This window comes from Janthinobacterium sp. HH106 (assembly GCF_001758725.1).
In the GTDB taxonomy this organism is placed as follows: Bacteria; Pseudomonadota; Gammaproteobacteria; order Burkholderiales; family Burkholderiaceae_D; genus Janthinobacterium.
Map to the genome: position 1 here is coordinate 251,093 of NZ_LRIC01000048.1, position 23,981 is coordinate 275,073.

The window sequence follows — 23,981 nt, forward strand, 5'->3', positions numbered from 1 at the left end:
CCCCGCAAGGGGCTTTTTCTTGATGCAGCGCAATAGCAATGCTTGCCACGAAACATAGTAAATCCTCCATAATTCAGCAGATCGCCCGGCCATCACAGGGCGCAGGCGGTGTTGTTATTTCGTTGATTTTTAAAGCATATTTTCTATACAAGCCTCTGGAACGATGGCATATTAGTTGGGTAACGAATAGCACGCCCGTTCGTTTAGAAACCATAAAAAAGACCGAGGAGACAAAATGCATCAAACAAAATTTGCGCTGGCCGTGCTGGCTGCGGCTGTCCTTGCAGGTTGCGGCGGCGCCAGTGGCGGTGATCAAACCTTGAAAGTCAAGTACACGGCGCAGGTGTCGTTCGGCGACAGCCTGTCCGATGTCGGTTCGTATGCCGTGGGCACAGTGCTGGCGAAAGGTGGCGGCAAGTTCACCATCAATGGCGACAATACCAAGATCAATCCTGAACTGACAGGCAAGAACTGGACCGAGCACCTGGCCGCGCAATTCGGCCTGGCCGCCCCATGCGCCGCCGAGACTGGCCTGGAAGGCAATGCGGCAAAAGGCTTGTCTGTTCCACGCGTCAAGCATCCGGGCTGCTACGGCTACGCCATGGGCGGTTCGCGCGTGACCAACCCCGTCGGTCCGAACAACAAGTTGACGGGCAGCGAGCTCGGTGCCCTGACCGTGCCCGTGGTGACGCAGATCGCGAACCACCTGGCTGCTTCCGGGGGCAAGTTCAGCGGCACGGAAGCCGTTTTCGTGATGGCGGGCGGCAATGACGTGCTGTTCCAGCTCGGCGCATTGCAGGCCGGTGCGACGGCGGCCGGCAAGACGGCGGGCGCCGATGCGGGCGCCAAGGCTTTTGCCACCAATTTAACCATGGCCCTGGCCGCCGGCGCGCCCAATCCCGCCACGGCGGCCGCCTCCATCGGCGCCGCCATCAAGACGGCCAGCGCGGCGCCTGGCGCCACCTCGGCGACCATCGTCGGTGCCGCGGTGCAAGCGGCCGTGATTGCCGGCAATACGGCGGTAGGCGCGCTGGAAGTGTATGGTCCGCTGGTCACCAAGGCGCAAGCCGATGCGACGGTCACCGGCAATGCTGCCGGCGCCAAGGCCGGCGCCGATTATGCGGCGGCCCAGGGGCCGTTGCTGATTGCCGCCATGAAACAAGCGGGTACTGAACTGGTGGCGCTGGTCAAGGATCAGATCATCGCCAAGGGCGCCAACTATGTCATCGTCAACAACTTGCCGGACGTGGCCGGTACGCCATCGGGCTTGAGCAAGGATGCCAATACCAAGACGCTCATCAATGCCATGGTCAGCGCCTTCAATGGCGAACTGAGCGGTGGCCTGAGCGGCAATGCGAAAGTCTTGCTGGTCGACGTGTTTGCCGTCAGCCATGACCAGGGCGTCAACCCTGGCCCGTATGGCTTGACCAATGTCAGCGAGACGGCGTGCGACCTGAGCGCACCTGGCAATATCCTGGGTAGCTCGCTGGTGTGCAATGGCTCGAACCTGAAAGCGGGCGACGTCAGCCACTACGCGTATGCCGACGATGTGCACCCTACGCCGTTCAACAACCTGTTGCTGGCCCGTTATGTGGCCAAGGACATGGTCGTGCGGGGCTGGCTGTAAGGAATCGCCGCGCCAGCCGCGTCCCGGGGACGGGGCTGGCGCCGGCAGCGACAAGACTGGATAGCCCGGCTATCCGCACATAATGATCAGGAGACAAGATGAAAAATCGTTTGAATACCGCTGTACGCGTGCTGGCCGCCGCCGCCGCGATGGCCATGGCGACGGGCGCTTCTGCGCAAAGCGCAGGCACCTGGATGGCCAAGGTCGGCCTCAACAAAATCACGCCCCACGTCGATAGTGGCGACATTTCTGCGCCGGCACTGCCGGGCACGAAGGCCGACGTCAAGGCGGATACCAAGCCCATCCTGACCTTTGCCTACATGATCACGGACAATATTTCCGCTGAAATGATCCTGGGCGTGCCGTACAAGCATGACCTGATGGGCGATGGTGCCATCAAGGGCACGGGCAAGCTGGGGACGGCGGAAGCCTTGCCGCCGACGGCCTTCATCCAGTACCGTTTCTTCCAGCCCAATGCGATGATCCGTCCTTACGTGGGCGCGGGCTTGACGTATGCATATTTCCAGAAGGAAAAAGGCTCGGGCCAGATGACGGCCTTGCTGGATCCGGGTGGAGCGCCCGTCACTTACCGCATGGACAACAAGCTGGCAGGCAGCCTGGTGGTCGGCAGCACCCTGTCCTTCAACGAGCGCTGGTTTGCCGACGTGGCCGTGGTCAAGACCTTCCTGAAAACCAAGGCGAAATTCTCGACGGGGCAGACGCAGGACATCAAGCTCGATCCGCTCGCCGTGAGTGTCAGCATCGGGTATAAATTTACCCTGTAAAACAAAAAATCCGCCTCGGCGGATTTTTTTTTGTCCCGCTCAGGCTGGCGGTGTATTGAACTTACCATTGTGGAAGATCAAGGGCGGCTGCGCGGCAAACGCGCATTGTTCTACTTCGCCCACGAAAATGACGTGGTCGCCTTCTGGATAGCGGCTGCGGTTGTGGCATTCGAACCAGGCCGACGCGCCTTTCAGGATGGGCTGGCCCGTGCGCGACAGTTCGTATTCGACGTCGTCGAAGGGATTCGGCGTGCGCCGTGCAAAGCGCTGCGCCAGTTCAGCCTGCTCGGCGCCCAGCACATTGATGACGTAATGCGAGTTGCCGCTGAAAATCGGCATGCTGTTCGCCACCGTGCCCAGACTCCACAGCACCAAGGGCGGCGACAGCGAGACGGAATTGAAGGAACTGGCCGTCAGACCGCGGAAACTGCCGTCGGCCAGGCGCGTCGTGATGACCGTCACGCCGGTGGCAAACTGTGACAATGCCTGCCGAAAATGTGCCGTATCGAATTCTTGCGCTGGCGCGCGGGGAGAGCGTGTGTTCATGGGTGACCTGTCTATTTGCTGACATTATGCCAAAAATCGGCCACGCCAGCGCAATCGTGGCCGGCATGCCCCTTATGTGCGGTGCATCACGCGCCGTTTCAAGCGGCACTGCAGGCCATGGCGCTTTGCGTTACAGTAATGAAATGATACGTCGCACAGGCGTTGCGGGAGGACATCATGAACCAACAGACGGAAGTGGCGGTATTCGGCGGTGGCTGTTTCTGGTGCCTCGCTGCCGTGTATGGGGAAGTGCGCGGCGTGACGCGCGTCGAGTCCGGCTACACGGGCGGCACGGTGCCCAACCCCACATATGATCAGGTGTGCACGGGCGAGACGGGCCACGCGGAAGTGGTACGGCTGGAATTCGATCCCGCCGTCATCCCTTACCACGATTTGCTGGAAATCTTTTTTACCTTGCACGATCCTACCACCCTGAACCGGCAGGGCAATGATGTCGGCACGCAATTTCGCTCCGTTATCCATTATCAGTCGGCGGAGCAGGAAAGCGTGGCGCGCAAGGTGCTGGCCGAGATGGCCGGCGTGTGGGATGCTCCGATCGTCACGCAGCTGGCGCCGGCATCGGTCTTTTATCCGGCCGAGGATTACCACCAGAATTATGTCGAGCAGCATCCCTTGCAGGGCTATTGCGCCCTCGTTGTCGTGCCCAAGGTGGAAAAATTCCGCGCCATGTACGCCGAGCGCCTGAAGTAAGCGCCCCGCGTGGGCATCAGGATCAGGTCGCCAGCAGGGGCGCCGGCCTGGCGTCCTGCGCATACATGTAGTTGCGCGACCAGGGCAGGGTGGAGGAGCGCCGGCCCGCCTTCACGCAGACGATCTGGTACAGGCTGATCAAATCTTGCTCAAAGGCATAGGCGCAGCCGGCCAGGTAGACGTGCCAGATGCGGAAGCGCCGCTCGCCCGCCAACGGACGGATCTGCTCGGCATGGGCTTCGAAATTTTCCGTCCACAGGGCGCAGGTGCGCGCATAGTGGCGCCGCAGGTTTTCCACGTCCAGCACTTCCAGCCCCCCTTGCTGCATGGTTTTCAGGACATTGCCGATATGGGCCAGTTCGCCGTGCGGAAACACATATTTTTCGATGAATTCCCCGCCGCCATACGGCGTTTCGCCATTCTCCGGGTCGGTCGAGGTGATGCCATGGTTCATCGCCATGCCGTCCGGCGCCAGCAGCTTGTTGATGATGGAAAAATAATCGGGCAAATGTTTCAAGCCCACGTGCTCGAACATGCCCACGCTGGTGATGCGGTCGAACTGGCCCGTCACGTCGCGGTAGTCTTGCAGGCGGATGTCGATCAGGTGGGCCAGGCCGGCCGCCGCCACGCGCTCGCGCGCCAGCGCGTACTGGTTTTCCGACAGGGTGACGCCCACGCAGCGGGCGCCATATTGTTGGGCGGCACGCATGACGAGCGCGCCCCAGCCGCAGCCGATGTCGAGCAGGGTCTGGCCCGGTTGCAGCTGGATTTTCTTCAGGATATGGTCGATCTTCTTGACTTGCGCCTGCGCCAGCGTTTCATCGCCGTGTTCGAAATAGGCGCAGGAATACACGAGGGCGGGGTCGAGGAATTGCTCGTAGAAGGCATTCGACACGTCATAATGGTAGCGGATGGCTTCGGCATCCTTGCTCTTGTCGTGCGTAAAGCTGCGCACGATGCGGGCCAGCTTGCCTTCCGGTTTCAAGGTGTTGCGCGCCAGGGCATTACAGATGGCAATCATGTCCTGGGCCGTGCCCTTGACTTCGATATTGCCTTCCACATAGGCCGAACCCAGGTTGGCCAGCGAGGGGTTCAGCAGATAGCGGGCCGAGGCGACGGTCGGCAGGCGGATGGTGACTGTGGGCGTTTCGCTGGACAGGTCGACATGCTGGCCATTCCACAATTCTATGCGCAGCGGCAAGGCAGTCTTGCTGCGGATACCGGCAATCCAGGACTTGAGTTGGTTTTGTACAAACAAAATAGCCTCCAATGAAGCGGCCGCTGTTGCGGCCGCAAATTGAGAAACAATGTCATTTAGTAACTTCTACCCTCATAGCCTACACCGATATTGACCAGCTTGCTTTGCGCCGCCTTGACTGTCCTGCTTATGGTTGCAAGCGTTGCATGCTCCATTGCCCGTCAGCACCGCGTGTAAACACGATGCGGTCGTGGAAGCGCGAACGGCGCCCCTGCCAGAATTCGATGCGTTCCGGCTGCAAACGGTAGCCGCCCCAGTGGGCCGGGCGCGGCGGTGGCGCGTCGCCGACGGCGGCCACCACGGCCTCGTAATTGCTTTCCAGTGCGGCACGGTCGGCGATAGGGGCGCTTTGCTGCGAGGCAATCGCCGACAAGCGGCTTTGCACGGGGCGTACATTGAAATACTCGTCGCTCTCGGCGGCCGTGGTTTTCACCACCGTGCCCTCGATGCGCACTTGCCGCTCCAGCTCGCCCCAGAAGAACAGCAGGGCGGCGTGCGGGTTGTGTTCGAGCTGCTGGCCCTTGTCGCTCTGGTAATTCGTGTACCAGGTAAAGCCACGCTCGTCGAACTGCTTGATCAGCACGATGCGCGAGCTGGGCTTGCCGTCGGCACTGACGGTGGACAAGCTCATGGCGTTCGGCTCCAGCACCTGGGCTTTGACGGCCTCGGCAAACCATTTCTGGAACTGGGCGATGGGATCGGCCAGCACATCCGTCTCGCTCAGGCTCGATTGCACGTAATCGGTGCGCATGGCCGCCAGCATGGCGGCCGCGTCCGGCTGGGCTGCCGTTGCGGGCGCCTCGGGAGCGATGCCGCGGCGGCGCTGCATGGCCGTGCCCAGCTGCTCCATCTGTTGCGCACTGAACAGGCGCTTGGCCATCGGTGCCAGCTGGCCCTCTTCCTTGCTCATGTGGGCCTGGTAGGCGGCCACATAGTCGCGCACGCCATGGGCGGACAGTTGCACGCCCGTGCCGGCCGCGATGGCGTCCAGTTCCGGGCGCAGGGTCAGCCAGGCCTGGTCCATGCGCTGGTGGTCGGCCAGGATTTCCGGCACCAGGGTCACCAGCAGGGCCGCATCGTCGCCCGTGGCCGTGGCCTGCAGCATGGGCATCAGGTCTTGCTCTTCATCGTCATGGTGCAGATGGGCGGCCTTATTGAAATATTGCAACACCGCCTTGGCCGCCTGCTGCGCGTCCGCCGTGTTGCCATGCTGCACCAGGTGGGCCAGCAGGTTTTGCAGGGTCGTCAGTTGCTTGCGGATCTTGTCGTGGCAATGCTTGAGCACGGCGATGGGCTGGTCAAAGCCGGGAACGGAGTCGAACAGGGGAGCGGTCATGGCGAGTTCTCGTGGTGAACGGTGTGGGGGCGCGGCGACAAACGGAGCTTGTCGCTGTGTCAATTCGGCTATTTTAGAATATCCGCCAGCGCAGTGTCCGTTAAAATGGCGCCATGCATACCTCCACCAATGAACTAATTTCCATGGACTTGACCGAGATCGATTTTGAACGGCGTTTCGGCGGCATAGCCCGCCTGTACGGCGCCCCCGCGCTGGAACGTTTTCGCGCGGCCCACGTGTGTGTGATCGGCGTGGGCGGCGTCGGTTCCTGGATCGTCGAAGCGCTGGCGCGCAGCGCCGTCGGCCGCCTGACCCTGATCGACCTCGACAATGTTGCCGAATCGAACATCAACCGCCAGATCCAGGCCATGAGCGACACCATCGGCAAGGCCAAGATCACGGCCCTGGCCGAACGCATCGAACTGATCAACCCCTTGTGCCAGGTCACGCAGATCGAGGATTTCATCACCCCCGATAACCTGGAGCAGTTGCTGGGCGGACGCGATTTCGACTACCTGGTCGACGCCATCGACAATGCCAAGGCGAAAGCAGCCGTGATCGCGTATTGCCGCGCGCGCAACATCCCCATGCTGACCATCGGCAGCGCGGGCGGGCAGACGGATCCGACACTGATCGCCGTGCGCGATTTGTCGAAGACGGAGCAGGAACCGCTGCTCAAGAGAGTACGAAAACTGTTGCGCACCGAATATGGTTTCCCCCGTGGCGTGAAAAACAAATTCAATGTCGATGCCGTGTTTTCCATGGAGCCGTTGAGCACGCCAGAGAGCGCGGAAGCGTGCGCCATCGATGGCAGCGCGCCTGCCGGCGTCACGGGCCTGAACTGTGCCGGCTTCGGTTCCAGCGTGGTGGTGACGGCCAGCTTCGGCATGGTGGCGGCCGCCCATGCGCTGAAAAGCTTGCGCCAGGACAAACCTGCTTCAGTGCCAGTGCCGGACGCCGCCTAAGCCACGCCGCTTAAGTCAGTTTGCGGCTGGCCAGGATGCGGTAGTCGCCGTTGCTTTTCAGCGATTCCACCAGCACCAGTTCATCCGCCTGCCAGGCGATGGGCGCGAAGTCCTGGCTAGCCGGCGGCGGCGCCTGGCGCGCCAGGGTCACGTGCGGCGTAAAACGGTCGTGCTCGAAGCGGGGCGCCAACCCCTGTTGCGCCAGCGCGCGCATGCAGGCCGCGCGCAAGTCCAGCAGGGCCGGCGAGGGCTGCGCCAGGGCGGCCCAGGCCAGCGCCAGCTGCGTGAAGTGGCTGGCGTGATCGAACAGCAAGGGCATGGGGCGCGCCGGCAATTGTGCCAAGATAGCCAGCAGGGCCGGCAGGTCGCTGGCCGGGTGCTGGCCCAGGAAGGCCAGGGTCAGGTGCAACTTGTCCGCGCGCACGGGTTTGCCTTGCAGGCGCGCCTGCCAGGCGGCCAGCGCCGCGCGCGTGGCCGCGTCGGGCCACAGCGCGTAAAACAGGCGGGGGCAATGGGTATCGGGCGACAAGTTTTTCCTATCGTTGCGGCGGTTTGCTATGATTGGCGTTCCCTGCCCACTCGCATTGGCAGGGATCTCACCGAAACTCACTGAAAGAATACATCATGACGCGTAGCTCCGTTTTGTTTGCCCTGATCTGCTCCGTCGCCGCGTCGCTGGCGCAGGCACAGGCGCCGGCGCCTGTTCCCGCCTCGGCCGTCTCGCTGAGCCCTGGCCCTGTCGCCGATAAATTGATTCTGATCGACAACAAGGTCGGCACGGGCAAGGAAGCGTCCGCCGGCAGCAACGTCACCGTGCACTACACGGGCTGGCTGTATCGTCCCCTGGCGAAAGATTCGCGCGGCAAGAAGTTCGACAGCTCCGTGGGCCGTGGCCCGTTCGACTTCCCGCTGGGCAAGGGCATGGTCATCAAGGGCTGGGACCAGGGCGTGGCCGGCATGAAAGTGGGCGGCAAGCGCACCCTGATCATTCCAGGCGAACTGGCTTACGGCCCGCGCGGTGCCGGCAATGGCGACATTCCGCCGAACTCGGCACTGATCTTCGACGTGGAACTGCTGGACGTTAAGTAATTGTTCAGTTTGGCGGCGGCGCATGCTCGCGCTGCCGCCAAAACGCGGTAGACTGGATTCTTCTGTAATTGCTGTGGAGACTCCCATGAACATCGCCAACGACGTCACTGAACTGATCGGCAACACCCCCCTGGTGCGCATCAACCGCATCGCCGCCGGCAGTGTGGCCACCATCCTGGCCAAACTCGAATTCTACAATCCCGCGCACAGCGTCAAGGACCGCATCGGCCTGTCCATGATCGTCGCCGCGGAAGCCGCAGGCAAGATCCATCCCGATACCGTCATCGTCGAGCCCACCAGCGGCAACACGGGCATTGCGCTGGCCATGGTCTGCGCCGCGCGCGGCTACCGCTGTACCCTCGTCATGCCCGATACCATGAGCCGCGAACGGCGCATCCTGCTGCGCGCCTACGGCGCCGAGCTGGTGCTCACGCCCGGCAGCGAAGGCATGCTGGGCGCCATCCGCAAGGCCGAGGAAATGGTGGCGGCCGACCCGCGCTATCTGATGTTGCAGCAATTTAATAATCCCGCCAACCCCGCCATCCACCGCGCCACGACGGCCGAGGAAATCTGGCGCGACACGGAGGGGCAAGTCGACATCGTCGTCGCCGGCGTAGGCACGGGCGGCACGATTACCGGCATCGGTGAAGTGTTGAAGGAGCGCAAGCCCGGCCTGCAAGTGATCGCCGTGGAACCGGAAGCGTCGCCGATGCTGTCGAAGGGTACCAAGGGGCCGCATCCGATCCAGGGCATCGGCGCCGGTTTCGTGCCGCAGATACTGAACACGACCATCTACGACGAAATCATTTGCGTCAAGAACGACGACGCCTTCGCCACGGCGCGCCTGGCCGCCAGCGATGAAGGCTTGCTGGTCGGCATCTCGTCGGGCGCCGCCCTGTGGGCCGCCCTGCAAGTGGCGCGCCGCCCGGAAAACGCGGGCAAGACCATCGTCACCATCATCCCGTCGTTCGGCGAACGCTACCTGAGCACGGCCTTGTACGCGGGCCTGGGCGACTGACCGTTCAACAGCAGCGGCAGGTCTATGCCTTCCGCCAGCGCCCGGTTGCCCGCGTCGCCCGGGTGCAGATGGTCGCCCGAGTCGTAGGCGGGCAGCAGGCGCAGCGGATGGGCGGGGTCGCGCGCCAGTGCGTCGAAGTCGAGCACGGCGTCAAACAGGCCGCTGGTGCGTATCCACGCGTTCAATTGCTGGCGCAGCGCATCTTTTTCCTTTTGATAGTAGTCGCTCAATGGCGTGCCGGGCAGGGCGCCTGCGAACGGCATCACAGTGGCGCCGATGACGCGCACGCCGCGGCTGCGCGCCTGGGCCACCAGCTGCGCGTAGCCGCTGCTTAATTCTTCCAGTGTCGGTCTTTGTGCCCGAGGCGCGAACGCCGTGCCGGGCCAGCTGATGTCATTGATCCCCAACAAGACGACGACCGTGCGCACACCGGGCTGCGCCAGCACGTCGCGCTCGAAGCGGGCCAGGGCGTTCTCTCCCATGCCGTCGGACAACAGCCGTCCACCGGAAATGCCCGCATTGATCACGGCCACGCCGTGCGGCGCTAGGCGTTCGGCCAGGAAATCGGGCCAGCGCGCATTGATCCCCAGGCTGGCGCTGGCGCCATCGGTGATCGAGTCGCCGAGGATGGCCACCGCTTGCGCCCCCGGCGCCGCCTCCACGTCGATGGCACTCAGTAAAAGGCGCGCCGTGGTGGTCTGCACGCCGGGTGCGTCATCGATGCGGAGGGAGCGCGTCTGGTCCTGCGGCGCAATCCACGCCGTCTCGCGGCCATCCCAGTGAAACGTGGCAGTCGCGCTGGGCTGCGGCAGGTGCACGCTCACCGTCAGGCGCGCCAGGTCCGGCACGGACAGGTCGATGGGGTCGCTGACGAGCGGCGCGCCCGGCGCCATGGTGGCCGCCGGCTGGCCGGAAAACGTCAGCGTGCGCAGGCTGCCCGCTTCGATGGCCGAACCGGAAGCGGCCAGGGCCACGGTGGCCGCGCCGATGCGCTGCGGCACCTTGCCGTAGGCATTCGACAGCACGATGCGCACGCGCGGGCCGCCCACGCTGAGGCGCGCCACCTGGCGCACGGTCTGTCCGTGCAGCACGGCGGGCACGTTGGCGGGAAGCACAAAGTCGCTGCCCCACACGGCTTGCGGACCGGCCGTCCAGCTGGCCAGCCAAGTGGAGACGGGGGCTGGTGCAGGTTCGGCGTTGGCGGCCTGGAGCGGGCTGGCGCTGAATGCCAGGCTCAGCAGGGCGGCGGGGAGGAGGGAATGTCGTTGCATGGCGGCTCGCTTTATCAAGGGGAATGTGCGCATGATGAAAGCAAAGCCATTTATGTACTAGACTATCCCATCGAAGAACATTTATGAGTTGAATTCACAATGACCAGACTGGAAGTGAACCGTTCCGGCGAGCTGGAGGTGTTTGTGCGCGTGGTCGAGCTGGGCGGCTTTTCCGCCGCCGCGCGCGCCTGCGGCATGACGCCGTCGGCCGTCAGCAAGCTCGTGTCTCGGCTGGAAGAGCGCCTGGGCGCGCGCCTGCTGAACCGCTCCACGCGTCAGCTGCAGCTGACGGCCGAAGGCTGCGGCCTGTATGAACGGGGCAGGCAGGTGCTGGCGGCGCTGGACGAGGTGGAGCGCTGCGCGGGCGTGCAGGATGTGCCGCGCGGCAAGATCAGGGTGAATGCGAACGTGCCGTTCGGCCAGCATTTTCTGCTGCCGCTGGCGCCGCTTTTTCTCGAGCGCTATCCCGAGGTGACGCTCGACATCGTGCTGACCGATACCGTGGTCGATATCCTCGAGCAGCGCACGGACGTGGCCGTGCGGGCCGGTCCCCTGAAAAGCTCCAACTTGCTGGCGCGCAAGCTGGGCCAGACGCGCATGGCGATCGTGGCATCGCCCGCCTATCTGGCGCGGCGCGGCACGCCGCGGGCGCCGGCCGAGCTGGCGTCGCACAATCTGCTCGACGCCAATTACGCGCGCGCCCGCTCGGGCTGGCCGCTGCGCCTGCCCGAGGGCGACATCGTCGTGCCCGTCGTTGGCAATGCGCAGGCCAGCGATGGCGAAGCCTTGCGGCAACTGGCGCTGGCGGGACTGGGACTGGCGCGCCTGGCGGCGTTCCAGGTGCGCGCCGATATCGCGGCGGGCCGATTGCAGGCCGTGCTGGAAGCGTTCAACCCCGGCGACAGCGAAGACGTGCATGCCGTCTTCGTGGGGCAGGGCGGGCACGTGCCGCTGCGCGTGCGCGTTTTTCTCGACTTTCTGGCGCAGCATGTCGACCTGGCTTGATGCGATAGGCTGCAGGCGGACACGGCCGCGCAGTACAATATCGGACGGGCCGCAATGGTTCGGCCCGTATTGTGCCTTTGAATGGAAATATGTTCCTGGTAAAACCTGAACGCCGCCGCCTGCTGCAGGTGGGCGCAACCGTGGCTGTCATCGCGCTGGGCCTGGCCTCGCGCGCCTATCCCCAATTCCTCCCCGCCGCGCTCGGCAAGTATCCGGGCGACGCCCTGTGGGCCATGATGATCGTCTTTGCGCTGGGTATCTTCGCCACGCGCATGCGCACGTGGCAGCTGGCGCTGACTGCGCTGCTGATCTGCTTTGCCGTGGAATTCGGCCAGCTGGTCCAGATGCCCTGGCTCGTCGCGCTGCGCGCGCATCCGCTGGGGCACCTGGTGCTCGGTTCCACCTTCGGCTGGGGTGATTTGATCGCCTACACGGCCGGGGTGGCCGTGGCGGCGTTCATCGACAAGCTGGCGCTGTTCAAGCGCCGCTAGTCTTATTTGACGTTACCCTCCGCATCGCGCAGTTCCACGGGCGCCAGTTTCAGCTTGCTCAACTGCGGCGCGATCTTCGCCCGGTCGCCCACGCCGATGACGATCAGCTTTTCCGGCTGCAGGTATTTTTTGGCCACCTGCTGCACCTGCTTGTCCGTCACACCCGCAAAGCGCTGCGGCAAGGTCGCGTAATAGTCGAGGCCCAGGCCGTAGATATACGTGTTGGCCATGCTGGCGCTGATGCTGGCATTCGTCTCGAACTGGCCCGGCAGGGACAGCACCTGCGAATTGCGCGCATTCGACAATTCCTTGGCCGTCAAGGGTTTGGCCATCATGGCGCGGATTTCCTTGAAGGTTTCCGACACGGCCGCGCCCGTCACGTCGGTGCGCACGCCGGCCGCGATCGAGAACGGTCCCGGCTGGCTGCGGTACTGGAATTGCGAGCGCACGCCATACGTGTAGCCCTTCTCTTCGCGCAGGTTATTGCTTAGCCGACTCGTAAACAAGCCGCCCAGCGCCGCGTTCATCACTTGCAGCGGCGCATAGTCGGGTGTCGCGCGGGCCACGGCGATGGTCGACAGGCGCACGGCCGTCTGCGGCGCGCCCGGCTTGTCGACGAGGATCAGCCTGGCTTTCGTCGTGGCCGGCGCCGCCGTCACGGACGGCGCCACCGTACCCGCCTTCCAGCCGCCGAACTTGGCTTCGGCCAGTGCCTTCAATTGCGCCGCATCGATGTCGCCCGAGACGATCAGCGCCGCATTGTTGGGCACGTAATGCTGCTGCCAGAACGCCTGCAGGTCGGCGCGGCTGGTGGCTTTCAGGGCCGCTTCCGTGCCCAGCTGGATGGTGCCGTACGGATGCTGCGGACCGTACAGGGCGGCCGCTTCCACGCGGGCCGCCACGGCCGCCGCGTTTTCGCGCTGCTGCGCCAGTTCGCCGATGCGGCTGGCGCGCTGGCGTTCCACCTCTTCTTGCGGGAATTGCGGGTGCTGGACCACGTCGGCCAGCACGTCGAGCGCTTGCGGGAAGGTGGTTTTCAGCGACGTCAGCTGGGCGAACGAGGCATCAGCGCCGGAACCCGTGCCCAGAAAAGCACCGAGTTGCGCCACGTCATCGGCTATCTGCGGCGCGCTGCGCGTACTGGTCCCTTCCTGCAGCAATTGCGCCGTAAAGCCCGACAAGCCCGGCTGCGCCAGCGGATTGGCGCCCGAACCGCTCTTGATGACCAGCTGGCTGGACACGAGCGGCACGGCCGGGTTGTAGTTGTGGATCACGGTCAAGCCATTGCTCAGGGTGAAGGAGGTCGCTTGCGGCAGCACGATCTTCGGCGCGGGACCGGCCTTCGGCACCGCGTTGCGCCATGGCTCGTCCGCGTTGATGGCCGTGCCTGGCGCCGGCTTGACCTTGCCCGGCGCCGGCGTCGCCACTTCCGGACCCAGGTCCGGCTTGCCCGGTACTCCATACACGACCACGCGCGCCTGGTTTTTCAGGTAGGTGTCGACGGCGCGCTGCACGCCGGCCGCCGTCACCTGGCGGTAGCGCTCGATATCCTTGCCCAGGTAGCCGGGGTCGCCCAGGTACTGGTTGTACTGGTTCATCATGTTGGCATTGCCACCCACTTTTTCCACCTGGCTCAGCATGGCTGTTTCGATGCTGTTGCGGGCCCGTTCGATTTCCTTCTCGCTGGGCCCCTGGGCGCGCAATTGCTCCAGCTCCGCCTGCATGGCTTGCTCGATTTCCTCGGGCTGGTGGCCGGGGCGCGCCGTCACGTCGAGGGTGAACACGGAGGTGAGGGCGTTCGAGCTCTGGTTGGCGCCCACGTCCTGCGCGATCTGCTTGTCGTACACCAGCGATTTATATAAACGGCTGGACTTGCCGCCGGCCAGTATCTGCGCGGCCATCGACAGTTCCGCATCGTCCTTGGCATAGGCGGACGGCGTCAGCCAGGCCATGAAGACGCGCGGCAGCTCGACCCGGTCCTGCACCACGATGCGGCGCTCCTGCGTGATGGGCGGCGTCACGACGTCGGGCTTGGCCACGGCGGGGCCGCTCTTGAAGCTGCCGAAGTATTTATTGACCAGTTCCTTGGTCTTGGCCTTGTCGATGTCGCCCGCGATCACCAGGCTGGCATTGTTGGGACCATAGTATTTGGTGAAGAATTCCTTGATGTCGGCCAGTTTCGCGTTCTGGATGTCCGCGTGCGAACCGATGACGCTGGCGTAATACGGGTGGCTCTTCGGGAACAGCTGGTGGTACAGGGCTTCCTGCACGATGCCGTAGGGCGCGTTTTCCACGCTCTGGCGGCGCTCGTTGCGCACCACGTCCTGCTGGTTCGTCAGCGCCGTCTGGTCGAGGACGTCGAGCAGATAGCCCATGCGGTCGGAATGGGCCCACAGGGCCAGTTCCAGCTGGTTCGACGGCACCGTGTCGAAATAATTGGTGCGGTCAAAATCCGTGCTGCCGTTCGAATCGGTGGCGCCCGCGCCTTCGAGCAACTGGTCGGCCATGCCGCGCGGCACGTGCTTGGTGGCGGCAAACATCATGTGCTCGAACAGATGGGCAAAGCCCGTCAGGCCCGGCGCTTCATTCGCCGGTCCCACGTGGTACCAGATGTTGACGGCCGTGACGGGCAATTTATGGTCTTCCACGAGGATCACGTCGAGGCCGTTCGGCAAGGTGTATTTTTCGTAGGCGACATTGGGCACGGCCGTGGCTGCCGTCGCGGCAGCGGCGCCGGCGGCGTGGGCGAGCGTGAGCGGGGCGCCGTACAGCGACAGCATCAGGGCGGGAATGGCCAGCAATTTGATCGGTTTCATGCATGCTTCCAGGCTAGGGTGGGGAAGACGCTGCGGCCCGCTCGTGGCTGGCCCAGCGCGATGGTGCTACGGTCGGTGCTACGGTTGATACAGCAGGGCCGCGCCGCCCAGCACCAGCAGCGCGCAGGCGAGCGAGACGATGGCCGCCGCGCCCAGCAAACGCCATTCGCGCGGCGTAAAAAGGGGGACAGGCCCGGGCGCTTGCTGCATGGGCTGCGGCATGGCTGCGGCCGGTTCGGGCGGCAAGCCGCCCGTGGCGCGCGCCTGCGCCGCCAGCGCCTGCGTGGCGGCGTCCAGCAGGGCCAGCTGGCGCTCGACGGTGTCCGCCAGCACGGCTTCGTTCAGCGCCACGAGGGCGAATATCGGGTCGTCGACGTCGACCTTGATGCCCGTCTTGTCGAACACGTGGCTGCGCAGAGTGTGCCGGTCCATCTACCACTGCACCTTGTCGAGCTGTTCGAAGATGTCGCGGTAGACGACCTTGATGCGCTGCTTTTCCATGATGTTGAACTTGTCGTTCTGCAGCACTTCCTGCATCGTCAGGCGCGCCGTGTTCATTTTCTTGACGTCCGCGCCGAAGGTGTCGGGGTTGCGCTGGCTCAAAGTGATGCTGCCTTTTACGCGCGCGCGGTTGTCGGCATACGACTGCGATTCGACGAATTGCTTGCCGGACGCCGATTGCAGCAGGCCGAAGTGTTCGTTTTGCCACAGCACCAGCGGCACCTTCGTCGCTTGGGCCGTCGCGACAAAACCCGTAGCCGTGTCGTGCAGGGTGTCGCCGCCGCCGACGATGGTGTGGATGTACACCTTGCGGCCCGATTCTTCCAGCAGCGAAAAACAGTCGTTTTCCAGCAGGTAGCCCATCAGCGGCGAAAACGTGTTCGCGCCATTGTCGATCACGCAGTTGCCGTCCGTGTCGAGGATGTCGATCATCAGCGCGTCGAAGCGTTTCGGATCGATGTTGCGCGCATCCGTCATCACGGGCACATGCTTGACGTTCATCGCCTTGTAGCGCGAGAACGTGGCGTTTTCCTGATCGGTGTCGTAGCAGCGCAGCGGCGTGTCGTCCTTGCCGCCTATCCACTGGGCCAGCAGGGTCGAGACGAGGGTCTTGCCGATGCCGCCCTTGCCCTGCAGGATGAAATGTACCGTGTTTTGCATTGCGACTACTCCAAGTTGTTGCGTCAGTGACAATCAAAGATCCGTGACAGCGGCGCTGGCGCCCGGGCAGGCCACGACTGGCATTTTTACCACAATCCTTTGCAAAGATGCCATGCGCGCGCGCGAATCTGGTTATGATGTTAATCAGGATACCATTGATACAAAGCAAGTTTTGTGTGAAAAATGCACCCCAGAGTGTGAACGAGGACGCAGTGCCGATCTCCAGTCTCGATAAAGCCGACATTGACCGTTTGAATCAGCAAGCCCTGTCCTGCCTGATCGGCAACCGCCGCCAGGCACGCCGGCTGGCGCAGATGGCGCTGGCGGCGGCGCAACGGCAACAGTATGCGCGCGGCGGCGCATATGCGGAACTCAATCATTGCTGGCTGTCCTATTATGCGGGCGAAACGGAGCCGTCGTGCGAGCGTCTGCGCGACTATTTCAAGCACACCTGCGACCTGGAAGGCGGCATGGAAGTGGCCGCCCTGCAGGGCGCGTACGCGAGCCGGCGCGGCGACTTTGCCGATGCCGAGCAGCATTTCCTGCAGGCGCGCAGCCAGGCCGCGCAGATCCCCGACTCGCTGCACAAGTTCATGCTGTACGCGCGCCTGGGCGTCGATGCCCTGAACCGTGGCGATACGCAGGACGGCCCGCGCAATTTCCTGCTGGCGCTCGACATCGCCGAGCGTTTCGGCAGCCCCGCGCACCGGGTCAACAGCCTGTCGAACCTGGCGTCGTCGCAGCATGACCTGGGCAACGATGAAGACGCCATCCCCCTGCTGGTCGAGGCGCTCGACATCATCGGCACGCAAAAGCTCAAATACCAGCAAACCATCGTTTCGGCCAACCTGGCCATGTGTTTATTAGCCACCGGCAAGCCGGCCGAGGCGCTGGCGCTGGTCGAGCCGTTTTACGAGTGGCCGGAAGAAGACCTGGCCGTGCGCGCCTTCCTGTTCTGCATCGCCGCCCATGCCGCCATCCTGCTGCGCCAGCCCGAGAAGGCCTTGCAATTGCTGCTGCGGGCCGAAGACTATGCGCGCCGGGGCCAGGACCTGGAGGAGCAGATGCATGCATGGCTGGTGCGCGGCAAGCTGGACCTGCACGCGGGCCAGACGGCGCAGGCGCTGGCGTCCCTGACGCAGGCGCACAGCCTGCTGAGCTGGACGCGCAATCCGTTTCACCAGCAACAGATCCTGCGCGGCCTGGCCGACATCAATTCCCAGCTGGGCGAATGGCAAACCGCGTACGGTTTCCTGCAGCAATACCAGGCCGCGTACGAGGCCAGCAGCAAGTCGGCGCGCGCCTCGCGCAGCCTGATGCGCAACCTGGAAAAGGAAATGCACAGCCTGAAGGCCGAGCGCGACAAGGCGCTGGAGCTGCAGGCGGCGCGCGAATCGGAAAACGTCAAGCTCGAGCACCTGAACCGTGAACTGGCGCACCAGATCCTGCACGTCAATTCCCTGCAGGACAGCCTGAAGGAGCAGGCCATGCGCGACCACCTGACGGGCTTGTACAACCGCCGCCATTTCGAAACCTGCCTCAATGCCATCCTGCACGAGGCCGACGCGGATGCGCCCGTGGCCATCGCCATCATCGACCTGGATTTCTTCAAGCGCGTCAACGACACCTACGGGCATAATTTTGGCGACGAAGTGCTGATCCAGTTCGCGCGCCTGGTGGAAGGCCAGCTGCGCGGCAGCGACATGGTGTGCCGCTATGGCGGCGAGGAATTCTGCCTGCTGTTGCGCGAAGCCGACAGCCTCATCGCCGCGCACAAGATCGACGATATCGCCGCGCGCTACCGCCAGCTGCTGATCCAGCAGGCGCCGCACAGCTTGACGGGCTGCACCTTTTCAGCCGGCATTGCCGAATATCCGCGCCACGGCGCCGGCCGCCATGAATTGCTGATGCGCGCCGACAGCGCCCTGTACGCGGCCAAGCAGGCGGGCCGCGACCGCGCCTGCATCGCCGGCGCTACTGAATAAAACGCAGCAGTTCCCGCAAGGCGTGCGCCACCGCCTGCTCGCGCACGGCTTGCCGGTCGCCCGCGAACACCAGCCGCTGCGTCTGCACGCGCCCGTCCATGGCCCAGCCGAAGCAGACGGTGCCGACGGGCTTGCCCGGCACGCCGCCCGTGGGGCCGGCGATGCCCGTGGTCGAGACGGCCACCTGGGCTTCGCTGTGGGCCAGAGTGCCTTGCGCCATGGCGGCCGCCACTTCCTCGCTGACGGCGCCGTGTGCGGCGATCAGTTCGGCGGGCACGTCCAGCATGCTGGTCTTGGCCCCGTTGGAATAGGTGACGAAGCCCCGTTCGAACCAGGCGCTCGAGCCCGAGATATCGGTGACGGCCTGCGCCACGCCGCCGCCCGTGCACGATTCGGCCGTGGCCAGCAGCAGGCCTTTCGCCTGCAAGGCCAGGCCGACGGCGGTGGAGAGGGGGACGAGTTCCTTGCTCATGGATGGCTCCTGTGTGCGGTGAAAATGGTGGCAAGACTGTAGCATGGCCGACGGTAAAAGAAACTTTCCCCGGTCACAGCGAAAATGCGTACACTCTTTTATACATTTGCTACCACTTCGGGCCGGCAGGCGCTCTGTCGCTGCGCCACCCTGGTGCGCATCGCTCGAACAGGCAGGCGGCATGGTGCCGCGCCTTCATATGCATTATCTTTACTCGGTTGTCATGGCAATTCTGAACTGGACCTGGTGGCGTCATCCTGGCCCCCTGCGCCGCCCTGTGCGCGGCGCTGCTCGCCGCTCCCTGCGCTGGGGCTGGCTAATGCTGCTCCTGGGCGTGCTGTGCGCCGATGCGCGGGCGCAGGTGCCGGGGGAGCTGGAACGCCAGGTCAAGGCCGGATATCTGTACAAGTTTGCCGGCTATGTCGAGTGGCCCGACGGCAGCTTTGCCCGGCCCGACTCCCCGCTGGTGATCGGCGTGGCGGGCGCCGATGCGCTGGCCGAGCAGCTCGAACAGAGCGTGGCCGGGCACAGCGTCAACGGCCGCGCCGTGCAGGTGAAAAAAGTGCGCCGCGGCGACGCGCTGGCCGGGCTGCACGTGCTGTACCTGGGCGCGCTGGATAAAATGGCGCTGCAGGAAATGCTGGCCGCCAGCCGTGGCCTGGCGTTGCTGACGGTGTCCGATTCGGATGAGGTCTACGCGATGGGCAGCATGATCAATTTTGTGATGGCCGAAGACAAGGTGCGCTTCGACGTGGCGCTGAAACCCGTGGCGCAGGCGCATATCCGCATCAGCGCACGCATGCTGCTGGCCGCCTACCGCGTGCAGACGGGAGGCGCCTAGATGATACGACTGCGTTCCATCCGTCACAAGCTGATGTCGGTGGTCTTGCTGACCACCCTGGTGGCGCTCGTCATTTCGCTGGGCACCATCGTCGCCTACGACTTGCGCGCCTACCACCGCAATCTGGTGGCCGACATCAGTACCCAGGCCGAACTGCTCGGGCACATGAGTTCGGCCGCGCTGGCCTTCGACGACGAGCGCCTGGCGCTGGAAAACCTCAATCTGATGCGCATCCGCCCGCGCGTGACGGCCGGCGCCCTGTACAAGGCCGACGGCAGCCTGTTTGCCAGCTACCGCGCGAATGAACGCTTGGGCGAGCTGCCGGCGAAGGCGGGCAAGGAAGGCGTCAGCATCGCGGGCAAATCCGTCGAATTGTTCAAGCCCATCGTCGACAATGGCGAGCTGCTGGGCACCGTGTATCTGCGCGCCGATTACGAACTGGCAGGCCGCACGGCCGATTACCTGGCCATCGCGCTGGGCGTGACGGTGCTGGCGCTGCTGGTGGCCTTGCTGCTGCTGCGCCGCCTCGATTTCGTCATCACGCAGCCCATCCTCGACATCGCCGACGTGGCGCGCGAAGTGATCGAGACGGGCGACTACTCGCGCCGCGCGCGCAAGCTCAGCGTCGACGAGGTGGCGCAGCTGGTCGATTCCTTCAACAAGATGCTGGCCGAGATCGAGCTGCGCACGCAGGCGCTGGAGCGCTCGAACGGCGAGCTGGCGCGCGAGGGCGAGCAGCGCACCCAGGCGCAGCAGGAAGTCATGCGCCTGAACCAGGAGCTGGAAGTACGCGTGCACGAGCGCACGATGCAGCTGGAAATGACGAATGGCGAACTGGCCATGGCGATGGAAGAGGCGCGCAGCGCCAACTATGCCAAGTCGGCGTTTTTGTCGTCGATGAGCCATGAATTGCGCACGCCGCTCAACGCCATCCTGGGCTTCGCGCAAATCCTCAGTTCCGACCGCCTGCCGTCGACCCTGGAGCAAAAGAAGGAGTTCGCCGGGCATATCCTGAAATCGGGGCGCCACCTGCTGACCTTGATCAATGAAATCCTCGACCTGGCGAAGGTGGAATCGGGCACCGTCAGCCTGTCGCTCGAACCGGTGGGCCTGGACGCCATCTTGCAGGAGTGCCGCGACATGATCGCGCCGCTGGCCAGCCAGCGCGGCATCGGCATGACCTTTCCCGACGCTTGCCCCCTGAACGTGCTGGCCGACCGCACGCGCCTCAAGCAGATTCTGTTGAACCTGCTGTCGAATGCGCTCAAGTACAACCGCGAGCAGGGACAGGTGGCCATCGATTGCGCGCCGCAGGCGGACGGACGGGTGCGCATCAGCGTGCGCGATACGGGCGTGGGCCTGGACGGCGAACAGGTGGCGCTGCTGTTCCAGCCCTTCAACCGGCTGGGGCAGGAGGGCGGCACGGAAGAAGGCAGCGGCATCGGCCTGGTGGTCACCAAGCGCCTGGTGGAGCTGATGGATGGCAGCATCGGCGTGAGCAGCGCGCCCGGCGAGGGCAGCACCTTCTGGATCGAGCTGCGCGTGGTCGACGCCTTGCCCGCACCCGACCTGCTGGCCTTGCCGCGGCCCGACCTGGCCGGGGCGCTGCTCGATCACAGCGCCCCCGTGACCTTGCTGTACGTGGAAGACAATCCCGCCAACCTGACCCTGGTCGAGGAAATCGTCCGCTACTGCCCGCAATTGCAGCTGCTGACGGCCACGGATGGCCGCCTGGGCGTGGAAATGGCGCGCACGCACCTGCCGCAGCTGATCCTGATGGACATCAATCTGCCGCACGTGAACGGCACGGAAGCGCTGAAGCTGCTGCGCGCCGACCCCCGCACGGCGCACATTCCCGTCATCGCCCTGACGGCCAACGCCATGCCGGGCGACGTCGAGCGCAGCATGGCGCTGGGCTTTTACCGCTACCTGACCAAGCCGATCAACCTCGATGAATTTACCGAGGCGATCAACAGCACCCTGGCCTATGTGGCGCAGCAGCGCCGGCAGAAGGGAACAGGCGCGCCATGATCAGCCAGGCCGATATCTATGCGGCGAAAATTCTCATCGTCGACGACCAGGACGTCAATTTGCGCCTGCTCGAGCATTTGCTGCAAAGCGGCGGCTACACGGCCATCAGCAGCACCCTCGACGCGCGCGCCGTGGCCGGCCTGCACCAGCGGCACCAGTTCGACCTGATCATCCTCGACCTGGTGATGCCCGGCATGAGCGGCTATGAGGTGATGGATGCCTTGCGTCCGCTGGAGCGGGAAGGCTATCTGCCCGTGCTGGTGATCGCCGCCGACCCGGACGCCAAACTGGCGGCGCTGGAAGCGGGCGCGCGCGACTTCATCAGCAAGCCCTTCGACGCGCTCGAAGTGCTCACGCGCATCCGCAACATGCTTGAAGTGCGGCTGCTGCACCGCGCCGCGCGCCACTACAACACCTTGCTCGAACGCACGGTGAGCCAGCGCACGGCCGAACTGCAGCGCTTTCGCGGCGCCATGGACGCCACCACGGACGCCATCTTCCTCGTCGACGTGCTGGGCATGACCCTGGTCGACGTCAACGACGGCGCGTGCCGCCTGCTCGGCTATGCGCGCGCCGAACTGCTGGCGCTGGCGCCCGGCAGCCTGCTGCCGTCGCCGCCGGCCCCGCCGCTGGCCGCGCTGCCGGGCGGCCCGGCCCACCTGGCCACGGAAGTGACGGAATGCGAACTGGTGCGGCGCGACCTGAGCTTGATACCCGTGGAACTGGGCTGGCACTGGTATGCGCAGGCGCCCGTGATGGGCGGGCAGGCTGCGGGCGGCCTGCTGCTGATCGCCGTGGCGCGCGACATCAGCGAGCGGCGCCAGGCGCAGGAGCGCCTGAAACACCTGGCCCATTACGACGGCTTGACGGGCCTGCCGAACCGCAGCCTGTTCTACCAGACCCTGGCCCAGGCCGTCGAACTGGCGCAGGAAAAAAGCTGGCGCATCGTGGTGCTGTTCATCGCGCTGGACCGCTTCAAAAGCATCAACGACACCCTGGGCGCGGCGCTGGGCGACGAACTGCTGCGCCAGTTCAGCAACCGCCTGGTCGAATGCGTGCGCCTGCGCGACACGGTGGGGCGCCTGGGCAACGACGAATTCGCGCTGATACTGACCATGAGCCGTAACCAGCAGGAAGCCGTGGCCGTGGCCAACCAGGTGCGCGAAGCCCTGCGCGCGCCGTTCGACTTGCGCGGCCACGCGGCCACCCTGACGGCCAGCATCGGCATCGCCATGTATCCGGACGACGCCACCGACCCGGAAACGCTGATCAAGTACGCGAATACGGCCATGGGCGGCGCCAAGCAGGCGGGCCGCGACGGCTACCGCTTTTTCACGGCCGGCATGAACGTGCAGGTGCTGGCGCGCCTGGACCTGGAACTGGCGCTGCGCCATGCGCTCGAACACGAGCAATTCATCCTGTATTACCAGCCGAAGGTGGATTTGCGCACGGGCCGCATCAGCGGCGTGGAAGCGCTGCTGCGCTGGCGCCGCCCCGGCTACGGCCTGGTGGCGCCGGCCGAATTCGTGCCCGTGCTGGAAGACACGGGCCTGATCGTGCGCGTGGGCGCCTGGGTGATCCAGGCCGCCTGCCGCCAGATCGCCGAGTGGCGCGACAGCGAAGTGGGCCCCGTGCACGTGGCCGTGAACGTGTCGAGCCGCCAGTTTGCCGAAGGCGACCTGGAAGGCGAAGTGACGCGCGCGCTGACACGGCACAACGTGGCGCCCGAGCTGCTGGAACTGGAACTGACGGAAACGGCGCTGATGTCGAACGCCGAGCGCACCATCGTCGTGCTGGGAAAATTGAAGAAGATCGGCGTGAAGGTGGCCATCGACGATTTCGGCACCGGTTACTCGAGCCTCGCGTATCTGCAGCGCTTCCCCATCGACAAGCTGAAAATCGACATCGCCTTCGTGCGCAACATCACCAGCAACCCGAACGACGCGGCCATCGCGCTGGCCATCGTCAGCATGGCGCACAGCCTGAAACTGAGCGTGGTGGCCGAGGGCGTGGAGTCGCGCCCGCAGCTCGAATACCTGCGGCGCAACCGCTGCGACGAAATCCAGGGCTTTTATTTCAGCCGCGCCCTGCCGGCGCTGGAACTGGGGCAGATGATCGCCGCGGGCGCCGGCCTGCCGCCTGGCCACGACCCGGCCGCCCAGCCGGCGCAAACCCTGCTCATCGTCGACGACGACGTCAACGTGCTGTCGTCGCTGCACCGCCTGTTCCGTCCCGAGGGCTACCAGATCCTCACGGCCAGCACGCCGGCCGAAGGATTCGAGATGCTGGCCCTGCACCGGGTGCACGTCATCGTCTGCGATCAGCGCATGCCCAGCATGAGCGGCACGGAATTCCTCAGCAAAGTAAAAGAGCTGTACCCGGAAACCATCCGCATCATCCTGTCCGGCTACACGGGCCTGGAAGCGGTGCTCGACTCGATCAACCGGGGCGCCATCTACCGTTTTTATACGAAGCCGTGGGATGACACCCAGCTGCGCGACAACATCCGCCTGGCCTTCCAGCACTATTGGATGGTGAACCAGCCGGGGCTGGCGCGCGTGGCGGTGCGCTAG

General features: G+C 64.6%; 21 protein-coding genes. 12 read left to right on the forward strand and 9 right to left on the reverse strand.

Going from position 1 to position 23,981, the window contains the following annotated elements:
* Nucleotides 1-235: 235 nt before the first annotated feature.
* A complete protein-coding gene (locus JAB8_RS18695) occupies nt 236-1,627 on the forward strand; it encodes an SGNH/GDSL hydrolase family protein (RefSeq protein WP_070290919.1) in 1,392 nt (463 codons plus the stop codon).
* 98 nt (nt 1,628-1,725) lie between these two features.
* Nucleotides 1,726-2,412: an OmpW family outer membrane protein gene (locus tag JAB8_RS18700; RefSeq protein ID WP_070290920.1), complete on the forward strand. Its 687-nt coding sequence runs from the start codon at nt 1,726-1,728 to the stop codon at nt 2,410-2,412.
* A gap of 39 nt (nt 2,413-2,451) precedes the next feature.
* Here JAB8_RS18700 and JAB8_RS18705 read toward each other — a convergent pair whose 3' ends face one another.
* Nucleotides 2,452-2,958 carry a flavin reductase family protein gene (locus JAB8_RS18705; protein ID WP_070290921.1) on the reverse strand — a complete coding sequence of 169 codons (507 nt, stop codon included), beginning with the start codon at nt 2,956-2,958 and terminating at the stop codon, nt 2,452-2,454.
* Between the two features lie 177 nt (nt 2,959-3,135).
* On the opposite strand from JAB8_RS18705, the gene msrA reads away from it, so the two are divergent.
* Complete coding sequence (gene msrA, locus JAB8_RS18710; RefSeq protein ID WP_070290922.1) at nt 3,136-3,669, forward strand: peptide-methionine (S)-S-oxide reductase MsrA; 534 nt, start codon at nt 3,136-3,138, stop codon at nt 3,667-3,669.
* 22 nt (nt 3,670-3,691) lie between these two features.
* Here msrA and JAB8_RS18715 read toward each other — a convergent pair whose 3' ends face one another.
* Nucleotides 3,692-4,927 (reverse strand): cyclopropane-fatty-acyl-phospholipid synthase family protein, encoded by a 1,236-nt coding sequence (locus JAB8_RS18715; RefSeq protein WP_070290923.1) that lies wholly within the window; start codon nt 4,925-4,927, stop codon nt 3,692-3,694.
* A gap of 127 nt (nt 4,928-5,054) precedes the next feature.
* Nucleotides 5,055-6,263, reverse strand: a complete 1,209-nt coding sequence (pdxH, locus tag JAB8_RS18720) for a pyridoxamine 5'-phosphate oxidase (RefSeq protein WP_070290924.1) — start codon at nt 6,261-6,263, stop codon at nt 5,055-5,057.
* Between the two features lie 113 nt (nt 6,264-6,376).
* Here pdxH and JAB8_RS18725 point away from each other — a divergent pair, with 113 nt between their 5' ends.
* Nucleotides 6,377-7,228 carry a tRNA threonylcarbamoyladenosine dehydratase gene (locus JAB8_RS18725; RefSeq protein ID WP_070290925.1) on the forward strand — a complete coding sequence of 284 codons (852 nt, stop codon included), beginning with the start codon at nt 6,377-6,379 and terminating at the stop codon, nt 7,226-7,228.
* A 10-nt stretch (nt 7,229-7,238) separates the two neighbouring features.
* Here the strand turns inward: JAB8_RS18725 and thpR are convergent, their stop codons facing one another.
* On the reverse strand, nt 7,239-7,757 hold the full coding sequence (gene thpR, locus JAB8_RS18730; protein WP_070290926.1) for an RNA 2',3'-cyclic phosphodiesterase: 519 nt from the start codon (nt 7,755-7,757) through the stop codon (nt 7,239-7,241).
* Nucleotides 7,758-7,852: 95 nt separating this feature from the next.
* On the opposite strand from thpR, the gene JAB8_RS18735 reads away from it, so the two are divergent.
* Both JAB8_RS18735 and cysK read left to right on the forward strand, forming a co-directional pair.
* Entirely contained in the window at nt 7,853-8,317 is a 465-nt protein-coding gene (locus JAB8_RS18735) for an FKBP-type peptidyl-prolyl cis-trans isomerase (protein ID WP_034780576.1), read from the forward strand.
* Between the two features lie 85 nt (nt 8,318-8,402).
* Nucleotides 8,403-9,335, forward strand: coding sequence for a cysteine synthase A (cysK, locus tag JAB8_RS18740; protein ID WP_070290927.1), 933 nt, complete (start codon nt 8,403-8,405; stop codon nt 9,333-9,335).
* Here the strand turns inward: cysK and JAB8_RS18745 are convergent.
* Complete coding sequence (locus JAB8_RS18745; protein ID WP_070290928.1) at nt 9,296-10,606, reverse strand: SGNH/GDSL hydrolase family protein; 1,311 nt, start codon at nt 10,604-10,606, stop codon at nt 9,296-9,298. The genes cysK and JAB8_RS18745 overlap by 40 nt on opposite strands.
* A gap of 99 nt (nt 10,607-10,705) precedes the next feature.
* Between JAB8_RS18745 and JAB8_RS18750 the strand changes: the two genes are divergently transcribed.
* On the forward strand, nt 10,706-11,611 hold the full coding sequence (locus JAB8_RS18750; protein WP_070290929.1) for a LysR family transcriptional regulator: 906 nt from the start codon (nt 10,706-10,708) through the stop codon (nt 11,609-11,611).
* Nucleotides 11,612-11,700: 89 nt separating this feature from the next.
* Nucleotides 11,701-12,102 carry a DUF2809 domain-containing protein gene (locus JAB8_RS18755; RefSeq protein ID WP_070290930.1) on the forward strand — a complete coding sequence of 134 codons (402 nt, stop codon included), beginning with the start codon at nt 11,701-11,703 and terminating at the stop codon, nt 12,100-12,102.
* Between the two features lie 2 nt (nt 12,103-12,104).
* Here JAB8_RS18755 and JAB8_RS18760 read toward each other — a convergent pair whose 3' ends face one another.
* The 3 genes from JAB8_RS18760 to JAB8_RS18770 all read right to left on the reverse strand — a co-directional run bounded on the left by JAB8_RS18760 (nt 12,105) and on the right by JAB8_RS18770 (nt 16,079).
* Nucleotides 12,105-14,918: a pitrilysin family protein gene (locus JAB8_RS18760; protein ID WP_070290931.1), complete on the reverse strand. Its 2,814-nt coding sequence runs from the start codon at nt 14,916-14,918 to the stop codon at nt 12,105-12,107.
* A 78-nt stretch (nt 14,919-14,996) separates the two neighbouring features.
* On the reverse strand, nt 14,997-15,350 hold the full coding sequence (locus JAB8_RS18765) for a hypothetical protein (RefSeq protein ID WP_070220322.1): 354 nt from the start codon (nt 15,348-15,350) through the stop codon (nt 14,997-14,999).
* Nucleotides 15,351-16,079, reverse strand: coding sequence for a hypothetical protein (locus JAB8_RS18770; protein ID WP_070220320.1), 729 nt, complete (start codon nt 16,077-16,079; stop codon nt 15,351-15,353).
* A 212-nt stretch (nt 16,080-16,291) separates the two neighbouring features.
* Between JAB8_RS18770 and JAB8_RS18775 the strand changes: the two genes are divergently transcribed.
* Nucleotides 16,292-18,064 (forward strand): GGDEF domain-containing protein, encoded by a 1,773-nt coding sequence (locus JAB8_RS18775; RefSeq protein ID WP_070291064.1) that lies wholly within the window; start codon nt 16,292-16,294, stop codon nt 18,062-18,064.
* On the opposite strand, the gene JAB8_RS18780 is transcribed toward JAB8_RS18775, so the two are convergent.
* Entirely contained in the window at nt 18,054-18,536 is a 483-nt protein-coding gene (locus JAB8_RS18780) for a CinA family protein (RefSeq protein WP_070290932.1), read from the reverse strand. The genes JAB8_RS18775 and JAB8_RS18780 overlap by 11 nt on opposite strands.
* A 223-nt stretch (nt 18,537-18,759) precedes the next feature.
* On the opposite strand from JAB8_RS18780, the gene JAB8_RS18785 reads away from it, so the two are divergent.
* Genes JAB8_RS18785 through JAB8_RS18795 form a run of 3 tightly spaced genes read left to right on the forward strand, consistent with a single transcriptional unit; the run spans nt 18,760 to nt 23,981 of the window.
* Nucleotides 18,760-19,377, forward strand: coding sequence for a YfiR family protein (locus JAB8_RS18785; protein WP_162995783.1), 618 nt, complete (start codon nt 18,760-18,762; stop codon nt 19,375-19,377).
* The gene (locus JAB8_RS18790) at nt 19,378-21,408 is read left to right on the forward strand and encodes an ATP-binding protein (protein WP_070220315.1); all 2,031 of its coding nucleotides are present in this window, start codon (nt 19,378-19,380) and stop codon (nt 21,406-21,408) included.
* Complete coding sequence (locus JAB8_RS18795; protein ID WP_070290933.1) at nt 21,405-23,981, forward strand: EAL domain-containing protein; 2,577 nt, start codon at nt 21,405-21,407, stop codon at nt 23,979-23,981. Before JAB8_RS18790 ends, JAB8_RS18795 begins: the two co-directional genes overlap by 4 nt.

Excerpts from the sequence above, each read along its gene's own strand:
- JAB8_RS18695 (WP_070290919.1), top strand. The coding sequence starts at position 236 with ATGCATCAAACAAAATTTGCGCTGGCCGTGCTGGCTGCGGCTGTCCTT.
- JAB8_RS18700 (WP_070290920.1), top strand. The coding sequence starts at position 1,726 with ATGAAAAATCGTTTGAATACCGCTGTACGCGTGCTGGCCGCCGCCGCC.
- JAB8_RS18705 (WP_070290921.1), bottom strand. The coding sequence starts at position 2,958 with ATGAACACACGCTCTCCCCGCGCGCCAGCGCAAGAATTCGATACGGCA.
- msrA (WP_070290922.1), top strand. The coding sequence starts at position 3,136 with ATGAACCAACAGACGGAAGTGGCGGTATTCGGCGGTGGCTGTTTCTGG.
- pdxH (WP_070290924.1), bottom strand. The coding sequence starts at position 6,263 with ATGACCGCTCCCCTGTTCGACTCCGTTCCCGGCTTTGACCAGCCCATC.
- JAB8_RS18725 (WP_070290925.1), top strand. The coding sequence starts at position 6,377 with ATGCATACCTCCACCAATGAACTAATTTCCATGGACTTGACCGAGATC.
- JAB8_RS18735 (WP_034780576.1), top strand. The coding sequence starts at position 7,853 with ATGACGCGTAGCTCCGTTTTGTTTGCCCTGATCTGCTCCGTCGCCGCG.
- cysK (WP_070290927.1), top strand. The coding sequence starts at position 8,403 with ATGAACATCGCCAACGACGTCACTGAACTGATCGGCAACACCCCCCTG.
- JAB8_RS18745 (WP_070290928.1), bottom strand. The coding sequence starts at position 10,606 with ATGCAACGACATTCCCTCCTCCCCGCCGCCCTGCTGAGCCTGGCATTC.
- JAB8_RS18750 (WP_070290929.1), top strand. The coding sequence starts at position 10,706 with ATGACCAGACTGGAAGTGAACCGTTCCGGCGAGCTGGAGGTGTTTGTG.
- JAB8_RS18755 (WP_070290930.1), top strand. The coding sequence starts at position 11,701 with ATGTTCCTGGTAAAACCTGAACGCCGCCGCCTGCTGCAGGTGGGCGCA.
- JAB8_RS18760 (WP_070290931.1), bottom strand. The coding sequence starts at position 14,918 with ATGAAACCGATCAAATTGCTGGCCATTCCCGCCCTGATGCTGTCGCTG.
- JAB8_RS18765 (WP_070220322.1), bottom strand. The coding sequence starts at position 15,350 with ATGGACCGGCACACTCTGCGCAGCCACGTGTTCGACAAGACGGGCATC.
- JAB8_RS18770 (WP_070220320.1), bottom strand. The coding sequence starts at position 16,079 with ATGCAAAACACGGTACATTTCATCCTGCAGGGCAAGGGCGGCATCGGC.
- JAB8_RS18780 (WP_070290932.1), bottom strand. The coding sequence starts at position 18,536 with ATGAGCAAGGAACTCGTCCCCCTCTCCACCGCCGTCGGCCTGGCCTTG.
- JAB8_RS18785 (WP_162995783.1), top strand. The coding sequence starts at position 18,760 with ATGGCAATTCTGAACTGGACCTGGTGGCGTCATCCTGGCCCCCTGCGC.
- JAB8_RS18790 (WP_070220315.1), top strand. The coding sequence starts at position 19,378 with ATGATACGACTGCGTTCCATCCGTCACAAGCTGATGTCGGTGGTCTTG.
- JAB8_RS18795 (WP_070290933.1), top strand. The coding sequence starts at position 21,405 with ATGATCAGCCAGGCCGATATCTATGCGGCGAAAATTCTCATCGTCGAC.